Consider the following 14,038-nt stretch of genomic DNA (forward strand, 5'->3'; position numbering starts at 1 on the left):
TTGCGCCCAACTTATATAGTACAAAACTGTACATTTTCTATAAAATGTCATGAAACAATCACAATTAAAAATCAAACCCCTAATAACAAAATGAATGGCTATTAGGAGTTATTATTATTAATTAATTTTTAGTACGTGAATGTGCTCTATATTGCAGATAATACTTCAATAAAGGTGCAATTAAAAATAATATAAAGAATATTCTAAAGATATGATAACTAGATATCATGGCTACATCGGCTCCAGTCTCTATAGCGACTAACACAATTTGACTCATTCCACCTGGTGCAGCACCTAGGAACAACTCATTTATAGAATGATCTGACACCAGTGAGATAATATAAACCATTACGAATGCTAATAGGATAAGCATTACATTTTGAAAAGCGATAGCTACTGCTATACGACCTTTCATTTGATTTAATAAATTAGCAATTTGAACACCAATTCTAATCATATAAATAACTTGTGCAGCAGCAATGATGTAATTATCTAATGTAAAGGTTATTCCAGTCATCATATTCCAAATAATTAATACTACAATTGGGGCAAGTAACTGTCTAGTTGGAAAGTTGATTTTACCCATTAAGTAATAAACAACAGCAATAGCTACAATTAATAAAGCTATATTAGGTAAGTTTAATGCTTCTGTTAATTTCTGACTAGCAGTAGAAACAGCACCTGCATGTCCACCACTGTCTCTAAAAAAATAAGAAATAAATGGGACCAATACAACGACAAATATAATGCGTGACGTTTGTGTTAAACTAACAACCATGATATTTGCTTTTTTATCTTCTTCTGCCATGACTAGCATTTGACTTAATGCACCAGGTATGACACTTAAAATGGCTGTCTCGGTATTAACTTTCGCAATTTTCTTAAAGAAATATGCAATTATTAATGCTAAGACTAATAACATAATGGTAATTAAAACAATCGTTAACCAATCGTCTTTAATATCATAAATTACTTTCTTAGTAAATGTACTTCCAATTTGTACCCCTAAGAGAATAAGTCCAATTTGACTAAGCCAAAAGGGCCATTTGATATCTAAATGAAAGAATCTGATACAGATTACACTTGCAATAATCGGGCCAAACATAAACGGTAGTAAAATGTGTGCTGAATGTAATAGCAAACTGAGTATAATGGCTAAACCCAAAACAATTAAATTGTTTCTTAAATGTTTATTCATGACTTCACAACTTTCGTTATTTTCTTTGTCATTTCAAGCAATAAAAAATGCCCGTTCAACGCTTCTGTTGTCCGGGCACATTGTTGAAAATTATACAATTCTGCTTAATGCAGTATCAAATGCTTTAATTGTTTGTTCAATATCTTCTTTGGTGTGTGCAGTTGAAAGGAATGTACCTTCAAATTGTGATGGAGGTAGAAATACGCCTTCATTAGCCATTTCTCTATACATTTGGCTAAACAATTCTAAATCACTACGATTTGCTTCGTCAAAGTTAGTCACTGGCCCTGGGTTTAAGAAATACCCTATCATTGAACCAGCACGATTAACTGTGATAGGTACATTATGTTTACTGAATACTTCTTTTAAACCTGTTTCCAGTATATCTCCTAGTTCATTGAAGTAATCATATGATTCTGGTGTAAGTTGACTTAATGTCTCATAGCCACTTGTCATCGCTAATGGATTACCTGAAAGCGTACCAGCTTGATAAATATCACCAAGTGGCGCAATTTGATCCATTATTTCTGCTTTACCACCGAATGCACCAACTGGCAATCCGCCACCTATCACTTTACCAAGACAAGTTAGGTCCGGAGTAACATTAAAGTAACCTTGTGCACAGTTATATCCAACTCTAAAGCCTGTCATGACTTCGTCAAAAATCAATAAAGAACCATATTCAGTCGTGATATCTCTTAATCCTTGTAAGAAACCTTCTACTGGTGGTACAACACCCATATTTCCAGCAACAGGTTCCACAATCACGCCTGCAATATCGTCACCAAACTGTTCAAAGGCCACTTTAATTGCATCTAAATCATTATAAGGAACAGTTATTGTATTCTTTGCAATACCTTCAGGTACGCCAGGTGAATCAGGTAAACCTAAGGTCGCCACACCTGAACCAGCTTTGATTAATAAAGAATCACTGTGCCCATGATAACAGCCTATAAATTTAACAATTTTATTTCGTCCAGTATATCCACGTGCTAAACGTAAAGTATCTAATGTTGCTTCTGTGCCTGATGACACCATTCTTACCTTTTCAATAGAAGGAACACGATCGATAACGAGCTCAGCTAGTTTGTTCTCTTGTAATGTTGAAGCACCAAAACTAGTACCTTTATCTACCACTTGATGAATACTATCAATCACTTGTTTATTTTGGTGACCTAGAATAAGCGGTCCCCAACTTAAGACATAATCTATATATTCATTTCCATCAATATCATAAATTTTTGATCCTTTACCATGATCCATAAATATTGCTGGTGTATCTACTGATTTGAAAGCTCTAACTGGACTATTGACACCGCCTGGCATCAATGTTTCAGCTTTTTGCATCGCCTGTTCAGAATTCGTATACCTCATTAATTTATCCTCCTTATTGTTCGTCTAGATAACGACAAATATCTTTTGAGAAGTAAGTGACAATCATATCTGCACCTGCACGTTTCATAGAAATCATTTGTTCCATAACGACAGCCTTTTCATCTATCCAACCGTTTAATGCAGCAGCTTTCGTCATACTATATTCACCACTTACATTGTAAGCTACTACTGGAATATTCGTTGTATTTCTAACGTCTCTTATAATATCTAAAAAGCTTAATGCCGGTTTGACAATCATCATATCAGCACCTTCAGCTAAATCACTGTCAAGCTCTCGCATAGCCTCTCTTCGGTTCGCTGGGTCCATTTGATATGTCTTACGATCTCCGAATTGTGGTGTTGATTCCGCAGCATCTCTAAATGGTCCAAAGAAACTTGATGCATATTTAATACCATAACTCATGATTGGTACATTTTGATAACCAGCAGCATCTAATCCTTCACGAATCGCCGCAACAAATCCATCCATCATATTACTTGGTGCAATAATATCTGCGCCCGCTTCAACTTGAGAAATTGCTGTCTTCACTAATAATGGCAATGATTTATCATTATCCACATCTTTTGTCTGTTCATTGATTACACCACAGTGACCATGGTCTGTATACTCACATAAACATGTATCCGCTACTACGAGTAAATCACTGTATAATGATTTAGCCTTGCGTGTTGCTTCTTGGACAATTCCGTTATGGTCGTATGCACCTGTACCTACATGGTCCTTTTCATTGGGTACACCAAAGAACATAATGGCTCTAATACCTAATTCATATGCTTCTTTAATTTCTTCTTCTACTAAATTTAAGCTCAATTGATATACACCAGGCATTGAGACGATTTCTTCCTTAACGTTATCTCTTTCTACTACAAATATCGGATATATTAAATCCTCTTTATGAACGTGTGTTTCACGAACGATATCTCTCATTGACTTGCTACTACGTAATCTTCTGTGTCTATCAAATTGCATTATCTTTCCAACTTTCTAAGATTTTATTTACTAGTGAATCTAGTGTTTGTATATTGGCTTTTGTAGCTTGAATATCAAATTTATTAATTGTTGCTAATGTTTGATCTCCAATTACATAATAATGATTAAAGTCGATATCACCGGCTTGATTAAAGAAAAATTCTACTGCTGATGAGCTCGCAAATGTAATTGCATCAACTGCATTATTTGATAAAAGCTGTATAACATTATTTATATTTTCAGTATGTGGAATAGGCTGATATAAGTCAATTTTCTGAACTGAAAATGATTGATCTTCTAATGCATATTGTAAGTATGGCCTAGCAGCTTGGCTAGAAGGAATTAATATTTTACTATGTTTTTCACCTTGGAAGTCTTGAATAAAACCTTCTTGTGAATAATCTTTAGGGCAATAATCAACTTGAATCCCTTTAGATTGGCAATATTCTGCAGTCTTTTTACCAATTACTGCAACATGGTTAACGTGTGTTTGTGTAAAATATGGTAAAAAGTACTCCACTGCTTTTTTAGACGAAAAAATAAGCCAGTCATAGTTAACTTCTAGTAATTCAGTATCAAAGGATAATGGCGCTACATCAATTAATGGTTTGTGTAGTATACATACATCCTCTCTCTTAAATTTACTAGTTTGTGTCATAACTATAACTGGTCTCATTGATTTCACCTCAAACGATTTATTCAGATTCGTTTAATGTCTTAATTATTTCATATGCACCTTGTGCATTCAATACTTCTGTTACCTTTTCACCTAATTCTACAGGATTTGTACCTTGTTCTGTATGTTGATAACGTGTCTTACCATCTGGTGACATAATTAATCCTGTGAATTCAATCAAACCATCAGAACCTTTAGTAGCATAACCACCAATTGGCACTTGGCAACTTCCATTCATTCCTGCTAAGAATGTACGCTCTGCGGTAACACAATCTGCAACATCTGCATTGTGTACTTGTTGTAATAAATCAAGTAACTCTTGATCATCTGATCGACATTCAATACCTAATGCACCTTGGCCTATTGCGGGAATCAAAGTATCTTCGTCTAGATAAGAAGTTACAATATCATCTGACCAACCCATACGTTTAAGTCCTGCTGCTGCTAAAATAATGGCGTCATAATCTTCTGTTTCTAATTTCTTAAGACGAGTATCGATATTTCCACGTATCCATTTTATTTGTAAATTAGGATGCTTAGCTAGAATTTGCGCACCTCTTCTTAATGAGCTCGTTCCTACAATACTATTATCAGGCAACTCATCTAATGGAACATGATTTTTTGCTATATAGGCATCGTATGGATTTTCACGGTCTGGAATACACCCCAATGTTAAGCCCTCAGGAATAACACTTGGAACGTCCTTGAGTGAATGAATCGCCATATCTATTGAATGATCGAATAATTCATTTTGAATTTCCTTAACGAATAAACCTTTACCACCAACCTTCGATAATTGTTTATCGATAATTCGGTCACCTTTAGTAACGATTTCTTTGATTTCAATTTCTAAATTTTCATCAATGGCCTTTAATTTATCTATAAATTGTTGGCTTTGTGTTAAAGCAAGTTTACTCCTACGAGAACCAACGACTAGTTTACGCATGATGTGCCTCCTTGTGTCAATGACTGTATGTCATTAAATCATGAATAGCTTACATAATTCGATATTTAATGTATGCTTGAAAAATGTGAAGCAAAAAATAAATTAATCATACTTAGACAGAATAATATTGCATTAAAGTAAATGAGTTTAATTGACTCTATCTTTTTTCTTACCCTAAAAAGTAAATAAACACCATATAATAAGGTTATAATCGTAGATAAAAATACCTTTGGATCAATTAATATCTTTACACCAAGCGTGTTAAAGCCCCATTGTGCACCTAAAATGATACTTAAAATAATAAGTGAAAATCCTATTAATGTACTATAAAAAACAACTTGTTCTAAAGTTGCTACACTCGCTATTCTAAAATACTTTTGATTAAAACGCTTTTGCTTTAAATTTTTATATTGAATAAAATATAAAATACAGTTTACAAAAGCAAAGGCAAAAAGTGCATAACTCATCGTTGCCAATGCAATGTGCACGACTAACAGTTCATTAATCACAGTCGTTTGACCAATTGAACTTTGATAGTGCATAGGTTGGAACGTATTTACTGCAATAAATACAAATCCTATTAAATTAAATAAGAAAATCGATATATTTATTTGCTTTATCACACTGATGACAATAGATATAGAAATGATTAACCAAGCAAGTGCAAATAACACATCAAAAATATTATTTAACGGGACATGTTGGGTTGCGTTTATATAAAAAGATAAAGAGATTGTCTGTAATACCCAAACAATCCCCAAAGTAACGAACCCCACTTTACTTACGATGTAATGTTTCTTAACAAAGTCGATAAAATAACAAGCAATACTGATTAAATAAAATACTAATATAAGTTCATTTAACCTAATAAATAAAGTTTCTTGCATATCATCACCATTTGAATATGCTTATTCAAAACTTAGAATTTGACTATTAGTCACTTCACTCTTTTTCTTACGTGGTTCGTAACCAGGCTCAGCTTCTATGTCAAAAATGTTTTGAAACAGCTCTAATTTTTCGTTGCCTTTTCTATCACTACTCAATTCTTTAGCTTGTTTAATTGGATCCTTTAACATTTGATTGATGATGCTTTTTGTATGCTTCGAGATGACTTTACGTTCTCTCTCTGAAAGACCTGGTAACTTTCTATCTATACTTTCCATGGTTTCAGCTTGAATATTCATTGCTTTTTCACGTAAAGCTCTAATAACTGGTACAACACCTAACATATTAACCCATTCATTATGAGCAGCTATTTCAGATGGTATACGTTGCATTATCTCGTTAGCTGCATCTTGACGTTCTCTTAAATTAGCATCTACTAATCCTTTCAAATCATCAACATCATAATTAAAGATACTTTGAATGGCATCTATGTTTGGCTCAATGTCTCTTGGTACTGCGATATCGATAAGTACTAAAGAGTCAGTTTTTCGTTCATTCGCAATAGACTGTATCATTTCATTTGTGATGATATAATTCTCAGAACTAGTAGAACTAATAACGATATCAACTTTAGCTAAAAGTTTTGGTAATGATGACATTGGTTCAAAGTTTACATTATGTTTCGTTGCAAGATCTTGTGCTTTACTTAGTGTTCTATTCACAATCGTAATATCAGTAACTCCTGAACCAATTAAATTTAGAAGTGATAACTCACTCATATCCCCTGCACCAATGATTAAAGCTTGCTTATTGTTGATTTTGCCAAATACTTTCTTACTAAGTTCAACTGCTGCATAAGAAACACTTACTGCATTATCTGCTATATCAGTTTCGTTATGTGCTTTTTTCGCAAAAGTAATAGCTTGTTTAAAAAGATGATTAAAAATCGTACCTGTTGTTTCTTCATCTTGGGCAATAAAGAATGCATCTCTTATTTGTCCTAGAATTTGAGTCTCACCAAGTACAATTGAATCTAGACCAGAAGTGACATGCAATAAATGATTTACTGCTTCGTCCCCCACGTTTACTTCTGTCATTTCCTTTATTTCTTCGACATCAAATCCAAATGATCGTGCTAAAAAGCGTTGAATATAGTAACGACCCGTATGAATTTGATCTACGACTGCATATACTTCTGTACGATTACATGTTGATAAAATAACATTCTCTAAAATAGATTTTGTCTCAAATAAATCAACATTGGCTGAACGTATGGCATCATCTTTGAAAGCGACTTTTTCTCTAAGTGCTACATCTGCTGTACGATGATTAATGCTTACCGCAATTAAATGCATTTATAACGCCCTCCATACATATTACAATAACTAAATTATAACACAATTATTGCTGTAGTTAAGCATGTTGCTTAACTAAATTAGAAGAATTATAATTTACATTCAAATTGTTGTCATAATTTAGTCGAAATTAGACAATTTCGTATCTAAATTGATTACAGTTTTAAATGATTATAAATAACGTTCTATCTTATCCCAAATTTGTTGTTGCTTATTATTTTTCACAGATGAATAACTAATTATATCGTCTTCTGGTTCCATTTCTAACTTTTGCTGTATATTTGCTAAATGTTTTTGTACTTTACCCTTTGGAATTTTATCTTCCTTTGTCGCAACGATTAATGTCGGTAATTCATAATATTTAAGATAATTATACATTAAAATATCATCTTCAGTTGGGTTATGTCTTAAATCAACAAGTTGTATGACCAACTTTAAAGATTCTCTTTCTGAAATATAGCGTTCAATCATCTTACCAAATGCTTCACGTTGTTTCTTGCTCACTTTGGCATAACCGTATCCTGGTACATCGACGAATACAAGTTGATTATCGATATTATAAAAATTTAAAGTTTGAGTTTTTCCAGGTTGTTGAGATGTACGTGCCATATTTTTTCTACCTATCATACTGTTAATAAATGTAGATTTACCAACGTTAGATCTTCCGCTTAATGCCACTTCTGTAAGACCCGTTTCTGGATATTGTTCAGGTTTTACTGCGCTGATTAATAATTCTATTTCATTAGGATTTATCTTCATTTTTGTCGACCCTCTTTTCTACTAATTTGACTGTTCTATTATATTACAGTTTTGCTTATATGAATACGACTATTTACTGGGCTTGTAATTTGTAGCTTAAAAATAATTTCAAATTTGCAACACGATATATACAAATGACTTTCAAATCAATAAAACAAAAAAGTCCTAAGTTGATGTGATAACAACTTAGGACTTTATATAAACACTATTTAAGCTGATGTTTGTTCTTTATTAATCAGATTACCTTCTTTATCATATAGCTCAGGTTCTTTTTCATCAGTGATTGTTTCATCAGTGATTACAACCTTAGCAACGCCTTCAGATGAAGGTACATCATACATAATATCAATTAATGCCTCTTCGATAATAGAACGTAAACCACGAGCACCAGTCTTACGCTCAATTGCTTTCTTACTGATTGCTGCTAGAGCTGCTTCAGTAAATTCTAACTCAACATCATCTAATTCTAACATCTTCGTATATTGTTTAACTAATGCATTCTTAGGTTGCGTTAAAATATTATTTAACGCTTCTACATCTAATGTTTCTAAGTTAGCCACAATTGGCACACGACCAATAAATTCTGGTATTAGACCATATGATTGTAAGTCTTCTGGTCTAATTTGTTCTAAAATTGCATCTTCATCGTATTTAGATGCCTCACTACTTGAGAAACCAATGACCTTTTCGCCTAATCTACGTTTGATTACTTCATCGATTCCATCAAAAGCGCCACCAAGTACGAATAAAATATTTGTTGTATCAATTTGAATCAATTCTTGGTTAGGATGTTTACGTCCACCTTGTGGCGGAACGCTAGCAGTTGTTCCTTCCAAGATTTTAAGCAATGCTTGTTGCACACCTTCACCAGAAACATCTCTAGTAATAGATGTATTTTCTGATTTTCTAGCTATTTTATCAATTTCATCGACATAAATAATACCTTTTTCAGCTTTATCTACATCAAAGTCCGCTGCTTGTATTAAACGTAGTAAGATGTTCTCAACATCATCACCAACATAACCTGCTTCAGTCAGACTTGTAGCATCTGCAATAGCAAATGGTACATTTAAAGTTTTAGCTAACGTTTGTGCTAATAACGTTTTACCGCTACCAGTAGGTCCAATTAATGCAACGTTACTCTTTTGTAATTCAACTTCATCATCTTTCGGACCTAACTGTTGAATACGTTTGTAATGATTATATACTGCAACTGCTAATGATTTCTTAGCCTTTTCTTGACCAATAACATAATCGTTTAATTGATCCATAATTTCTTTAGGTGTTGGCAATTCAGTTAAACCTTCTGGTTCAGCTTGAGCTAATTCTTCTTCTACAATTTCAGAACATAGCTCGATACATTCATTACATATATATACGCCACTTCCTGCGACTAATTTTTTCACTTGATCTTGATCTTTACCACAGAAAGAGCATTTTAAATTCTCTTCACCTTCATTGAATTTAAACATTCTATTTACACCCCTATTCCCTAAAGACTATACTAAATAGTATTTTAATATGCAACTTATACAATTCCAAGTTTTTTGCATAAAGTACTGTAGCAGATACATTAATGAATGCATCTGCTACTGGATTACTATATTAAACAACTAACATATAATTCACAAAACAATTTGCTTAGTTTATATTTAGTTATGCTTCAGTGTCATCTTTAGATGGTTCTACTAACTTTGCTTCATCAACTAATAAATCGATAACTTTTTGGATACGCACGTCATTCTTAACGATGTCTGTGCTACCAAGTGTTTGTTTAATATCTTCTACTGAGATATTAAATTGTTCACTCATTTTTTCTAATTCTTTATCGATGTCAGCATCAGTTACTTCAACCTCTTCTGCATCAGCGATTGCTGTTAATGTTAAGTTTGTCTTAACGCGCTCTTCAGCATCGTCTTTCATTTGTTCTCTTAATTGTGATTCATCTTGACCAGAGATTTGGAAGTATGTTTCAAGATTTAAACCTTGTTGTTGCATACGTTGTCCAAATTCTTGAACCATGCGATCTAATTCTGTATTAATCATCGCTTCTGGAATATCGATTGTTGCATTGTTTGAAGCTTTGTTAATCGCTTCTTCTTTTTGAGCATTTTCTGCTTCAGTTGCTTTTTGTTCAGCTAAACGTTTACGTAAATTTTCTTTGTACTCGTCAACTGTGTTCGCTTCAGCATCTAACTCATTAGCAATTTCATCAGTCAATTCTGGAACATCTTTAAATTTAATTTCATTTACTTTAGTTTTGAATGTAGCTTCTTTACCAGCTAATTCTTCAGCGTGATATTCTTCTGGGAAAGTAACGTTTACGTCTTTCTCTTCACCAGCTTTAACACCTACTAATTGTTCTTCGAATCCTGGGATAAATGAACCTGAACCGATTTCTAAATCGTAACCGTCCGCTTGTCCACCTTCGAATTGTTCACCGTCAACATAACCATCAAAGTCGATGTTTACTGTATCGCCATCTTCAACAGCACCATCTTCTTTAACGACCATTTCAGCTAAGTGGCCTAATTGGTGATCGATAGACTCTTGAACTTCTTCGTCTGTTAATTCAGAACTTTGTTTTTCGATTTCTAATCCTTTGTAGTCACCTAATTGTACTTCAGGCTCAACTACTACAGTAGCTTCGAAAGTCATGTCTTTACCTTTTTCAATTGAAGTAACATTGATTTCAGGTTGATCAACTGGTTTAATGCCAGTTTCATCAATTGCTTCACCGTAAGCTTCTGGTAATAAGATATCAACTGCATCTTGATATAATGCTTCTACGCCAAAGCGTTGTTCAAAGATTGGACGTGGTACTTTACCTTTACGGAAACCAGGTACATTAATTTGTTTAACTACTTTTTTAAAAGCCTTATCAATTGCATTGTCTACTTTTTCTGCTGGAACTGTAACGGATAATACACCTTCGTTACCTTCCTTTTTTTCCCAAGTTGCTGTCATGTATAAAAACCTCCATGATTATCCTATTTTATTTTTTCAACTCCATTATTATAGCATACGTCAATGTTCTACACAAACACGGAACATACAAAACAATTGGCATGTTGAAATTTTAATTAATTCGATTTTTTAATACTACCATATTTACTTACCCAAATTACACAAACTTAATTAAATTATTCCTGTATATCGATGGATACAAGTAATTTGGTAACTTCGTTTGATTCATCTATTTCCTCTAGCCCCAACATCGATTTGAAATAGTTCACATATGCTTCTATCCAAACTGCTAGTGGTGCAAACTCAAGAATATCAAGTGGGTATAATAAAATCGCATGATTATTCATTAAGTGATGTGCTTCATCTGTTATTTGTGCAGCGTCATCTTCTAAACGATTGAGCACTTCTGGTATAACTTGTATCTTTAAGTCTGTATGGTCCAGTCCTGCTAAATCTTTAGGAATCGGTAATAAATCAAACCCGTACTTCTCAATTTGTACTGGCTCACTGTAACTTGCAAAACGTAAATATTCAAGCATAATGCTTATCACATTAGGTGCTAACGGTAACGCTTCTATAAGATTTGCCACCGTTTTTTTATAATTATATTGATTATGATCTATTAAAGTTAACACTGTATTGACCTGTTCTCTCAAAGACAACACATCAAATTGTTGTAGTTGTTGTGACGCACGTTCATTATGTTGTTCTAGTTGACTGAGAGCATATTCCTTTAAAGGGTATAACTCCATACGTGTTCTATGATCATTGACCTCATCGATAATTTGGTCAATGACTTCGACCACTTCAAAATATTGTCCTAAACCACTTAAACTTTTAATATAATAGACCATTAATTCATCGTACTTTGTTATGCCTTGCTTTAATAAAATGATAGCCTCTTCACGTAATTCTAAATAATGTTTCATTTGATATAGCATGGAACATTTCAATAATGCCAAAGCGTCATCAAGCTCAAATTGTCTTTCATAATCCTCAAACAATTCATACGCATGATCGAAATGACCATTGTGTAAAGATTCTTTGATGTCTCGTGTTAACTTTTTTTGTGATTGCGGAAAAGGGATAATATCAGACATAGCCATACACCTCTACTTTAATGCTTGTAATATTAAAGCACTCCATGTTTCAAAATCATCATAATTGTCAATTTTTGCTTGATCCATCCACTTTATTCTTAAAGTATCGGTCTCTTTTGCCTCAACATCACTACTATTGACATTAATTTTAAACACAACGCCCATATGTACTTCTCCAACTTCATTAGTATCATCATTAATAAAGCCAATGTAGGCTAAGTTTTGTGATTTTTGAGCAGATAATCCAACTTCTTCTTCTAGTTCTCTTTGTGCGTTAACTCTTAGCACTTCATTAATTGAGTCTGCACCTTTAACATCATTCATATGGCCACCAACACCAATCGATGATTGTCCGTGTAATCTAGCTTCACCGCCACCTGACAAACGTTCGTAAACTAAAATTTCATCACGCTCATTTTCCAAAATACAATATGAAATGAGTTGTTTATATGTAGGGTCCTCTTCCATATCTCCGCGACGTTTCACTTCATATTTAGTCAAAGTATCAAATATTTCTTGACCTTTCACTGAATTTTTATCCAAGAAACCATTAAATTTATTTTTTTCTTCATTAAATAATGTAGATCTTGGTACTACTGTTATCATTTCATCAACCTTAGACATAATTTACTCCTTTGAATCTGACTTTACAGCCATTTTATCAAATGATAACGCTATATATCAAAATGTTTATTAAACACAACATATATGTACCATCTTTTAAGTATAAATATAAAATAAAGAGATGTACAAAGGTGTACATCTCTTTATTTTGAAATATTATTTTAAAGCTTCTTTAGCTTTAGCTACTAATTCACCGAAAGCTTTTTCGTCTGAAATAGCAATTTCAGAAAGCATTTTACGGTTAACATCGATTTCAGCTTTTTTCAAACCATTCATTAATCTTGAATAGCTCATGTCATGTTGACGTGCAGCCGCATTAATACGAGTGATCCATAATTTACGGAAATCACGTTTTCTTTGACGACGGTCACGGAATGAATATTGACCTGATTTCATTACTTGTTGTTTTGCTACTTTATATAATGTGCGTTTTGCACCGAAGTAACCTTTAGCTAATTTAATCGTCTTTTTACGACGAGCTCTTGTTACTGTTCCACCTTTAACTCGTGGCATAATAAATTCCTCCTCTAAATATCTTCGTACTTAATATGTTCTTCTGACTTTTTGCGTCAATTATTTTTTATAAGATAATAATTGTTTTACACGTTTCATGTCTGATTTGTGTACTAATGAAGCTTTACGTAATTTACGTTTTTGCTTAGTAGATTTGTTTGCGAATAAGTGAGATGTGAAAGCTCTTGAACGTTTTAATTTACCTGAACCAGTTCTTTTAACACGTTTAGCTGCTCCACGGTGTGTTTTCATTTTAGGCATGATTCATTTCCTCCTGTAATATCTTTATTATTTTTCGTTTAATGGGCTAAGCGTAATAAACATTTGACGCCCGTCCATTTTTGGTCTTTGTTCAACTGTTGCGATATCTTTACATTCATCTGCAAATTTCTCTAAAACACGTTGACCAATTTCTTTGTGCGTAATCGCACGACCTCTGAAACGAATTGAAACTTTACATTTATCGCCTTTAGATAAAAATTTGCGACCATTTTTCAATTTTGTTTGGAAATCATGTTCCTCAATTGTTGGACTCAAACGAATTTCTTTAAGATTAATTGTTTTTTGTTTCTTCTTCATTTCTTTTTCTTTTTTCTGTTGTTCGAATTTATACTTACCGTAATCCATAATTCTAGCAACAGGTGGTTTAG

At 33.2% G+C, this 14,038-nt stretch carries 15 protein-coding genes; all 15 read right to left on the reverse strand.

From position 1 onward, the window contains the following. Window positions 1–121: 121 nt before the first annotated feature. Entirely contained in the window at window positions 122–1,198 is a 1,077-nt protein-coding gene (locus ACF91D_RS23575; protein ID WP_042738471.1) for an AbrB family transcriptional regulator, read from the reverse strand. Between the two features lie 90 nt (window positions 1,199–1,288). Continuing rightward, complete coding sequence (gene hemL / locus ACF91D_RS23580; protein WP_107527445.1) at window positions 1,289–2,572, reverse strand: glutamate-1-semialdehyde 2,1-aminomutase; 1,284 nt, start codon at window positions 2,570–2,572, stop codon at window positions 1,289–1,291. A gap of 13 nt (window positions 2,573–2,585) precedes the next feature. Next, entirely contained in the window at window positions 2,586–3,563 is a 978-nt protein-coding gene (hemB, locus tag ACF91D_RS23585) for a porphobilinogen synthase (RefSeq protein WP_107511959.1), read from the reverse strand. Next, window positions 3,553–4,239, reverse strand: coding sequence for a uroporphyrinogen-III synthase (locus tag ACF91D_RS23590; RefSeq protein WP_107511960.1), 687 nt, complete (start codon window positions 4,237–4,239; stop codon window positions 3,553–3,555). The genes hemB and ACF91D_RS23590 overlap by 11 nt, the downstream gene beginning before the upstream one ends. Before the next feature lie 19 nt (window positions 4,240–4,258). After that, complete coding sequence (gene hemC / locus ACF91D_RS23595; RefSeq protein ID WP_107511961.1) at window positions 4,259–5,185, reverse strand: hydroxymethylbilane synthase; 927 nt, start codon at window positions 5,183–5,185, stop codon at window positions 4,259–4,261. A gap of 65 nt (window positions 5,186–5,250) precedes the next feature. After that, entirely contained in the window at window positions 5,251–6,072 is an 822-nt protein-coding gene (locus ACF91D_RS23600) for a cytochrome C assembly family protein (RefSeq protein ID WP_042738466.1), read from the reverse strand. A gap of 21 nt (window positions 6,073–6,093) precedes the next feature. Next, the gene (hemA, locus tag ACF91D_RS23605) at window positions 6,094–7,425 is read right to left on the reverse strand and encodes a glutamyl-tRNA reductase (RefSeq protein WP_107511963.1); all 1,332 of its coding nucleotides are present in this window, start codon (window positions 7,423–7,425) and stop codon (window positions 6,094–6,096) included. A 171-nt stretch (window positions 7,426–7,596) separates the two neighbouring features. Further along, complete coding sequence (yihA, locus tag ACF91D_RS23610) at window positions 7,597–8,184, reverse strand: ribosome biogenesis GTP-binding protein YihA/YsxC (protein ID WP_107511964.1); 588 nt, start codon at window positions 8,182–8,184, stop codon at window positions 7,597–7,599. Between the two features lie 209 nt (window positions 8,185–8,393). Further along, a complete protein-coding gene (clpX, locus tag ACF91D_RS23615) occupies window positions 8,394–9,656 on the reverse strand; it encodes an ATP-dependent Clp protease ATP-binding subunit ClpX (protein ID WP_107528031.1) in 1,263 nt (420 codons plus the stop codon). A gap of 184 nt (window positions 9,657–9,840) precedes the next feature. Beyond that, complete coding sequence (tig, locus tag ACF91D_RS23620; protein ID WP_107511966.1) at window positions 9,841–11,151, reverse strand: trigger factor; 1,311 nt, start codon at window positions 11,149–11,151, stop codon at window positions 9,841–9,843. Window positions 11,152–11,327: 176 nt separating this feature from the next. Further along, the gene (locus tag ACF91D_RS23625) at window positions 11,328–12,251 is read right to left on the reverse strand and encodes a hypothetical protein (protein ID WP_107589591.1); all 924 of its coding nucleotides are present in this window, start codon (window positions 12,249–12,251) and stop codon (window positions 11,328–11,330) included. Between the two features lie 12 nt (window positions 12,252–12,263). Continuing rightward, window positions 12,264–12,875 carry an NUDIX domain-containing protein gene (locus tag ACF91D_RS23630; protein WP_119624541.1) on the reverse strand — a complete coding sequence of 204 codons (612 nt, stop codon included), beginning with the start codon at window positions 12,873–12,875 and terminating at the stop codon, window positions 12,264–12,266. 156 nt (window positions 12,876–13,031) lie between these two features. Next, the gene (gene rplT, locus ACF91D_RS23635) at window positions 13,032–13,388 is read right to left on the reverse strand and encodes a 50S ribosomal protein L20 (RefSeq protein ID WP_042738459.1); all 357 of its coding nucleotides are present in this window, start codon (window positions 13,386–13,388) and stop codon (window positions 13,032–13,034) included. 60 nt (window positions 13,389–13,448) lie between these two features. Beyond that, window positions 13,449–13,649 (reverse strand): 50S ribosomal protein L35, encoded by a 201-nt coding sequence (gene rpmI, locus ACF91D_RS23640; RefSeq protein WP_042738458.1) that lies wholly within the window; start codon window positions 13,647–13,649, stop codon window positions 13,449–13,451. Between the two features lie 27 nt (window positions 13,650–13,676). Next, a partial coding sequence (gene infC, locus ACF91D_RS23645; protein ID WP_392437803.1) for a translation initiation factor IF-3 occupies window positions 13,677–14,038 on the reverse strand: 362 nt, incomplete at its 5' end.

It is taken from the genome of Staphylococcus sp. 231237_7MaSpsaltlick, assembly GCF_043107035.1.

Bases quoted from the DNA above. Each gene is read 5' to 3' on its own strand.
- ACF91D_RS23575 (WP_042738471.1), bottom strand. From the start codon at position 1,198: ATGAATAAACATTTAAGAAACAATTTAATTGTTTTGGGTTTAGCCATT.
- hemL (WP_107527445.1), bottom strand. From the start codon at position 2,572: ATGAGGTATACGAATTCTGAACAGGCGATGCAAAAAGCTGAAACATTG.
- hemB (WP_107511959.1), bottom strand. From the start codon at position 3,563: ATGCAATTTGATAGACACAGAAGATTACGTAGTAGCAAGTCAATGAGA.
- ACF91D_RS23590 (WP_107511960.1), bottom strand. From the start codon at position 4,239: ATGAGACCAGTTATAGTTATGACACAAACTAGTAAATTTAAGAGAGAG.
- hemC (WP_107511961.1), bottom strand. From the start codon at position 5,185: ATGCGTAAACTAGTCGTTGGTTCTCGTAGGAGTAAACTTGCTTTAACA.
- ACF91D_RS23600 (WP_042738466.1), bottom strand. From the start codon at position 6,072: ATGCAAGAAACTTTATTTATTAGGTTAAATGAACTTATATTAGTATTT.
- hemA (WP_107511963.1), bottom strand. From the start codon at position 7,425: ATGCATTTAATTGCGGTAAGCATTAATCATCGTACAGCAGATGTAGCA.
- yihA (WP_107511964.1), bottom strand. From the start codon at position 8,184: ATGAAGATAAATCCTAATGAAATAGAATTATTAATCAGCGCAGTAAAA.
- clpX (WP_107528031.1), bottom strand. From the start codon at position 9,656: ATGTTTAAATTCAATGAAGGTGAAGAGAATTTAAAATGCTCTTTCTGT.
- tig (WP_107511966.1), bottom strand. From the start codon at position 11,151: ATGACAGCAACTTGGGAAAAAAAGGAAGGTAACGAAGGTGTATTATCC.
- ACF91D_RS23625 (WP_107589591.1), bottom strand. From the start codon at position 12,251: ATGTCTGATATTATCCCTTTTCCGCAATCACAAAAAAAGTTAACACGA.
- ACF91D_RS23630 (WP_119624541.1), bottom strand. From the start codon at position 12,875: ATGTCTAAGGTTGATGAAATGATAACAGTAGTACCAAGATCTACATTA.
- rplT (WP_042738459.1), bottom strand. From the start codon at position 13,388: ATGCCACGAGTTAAAGGTGGAACAGTAACAAGAGCTCGTCGTAAAAAG.
- rpmI (WP_042738458.1), bottom strand. From the start codon at position 13,649: ATGCCTAAAATGAAAACACACCGTGGAGCAGCTAAACGTGTTAAAAGA.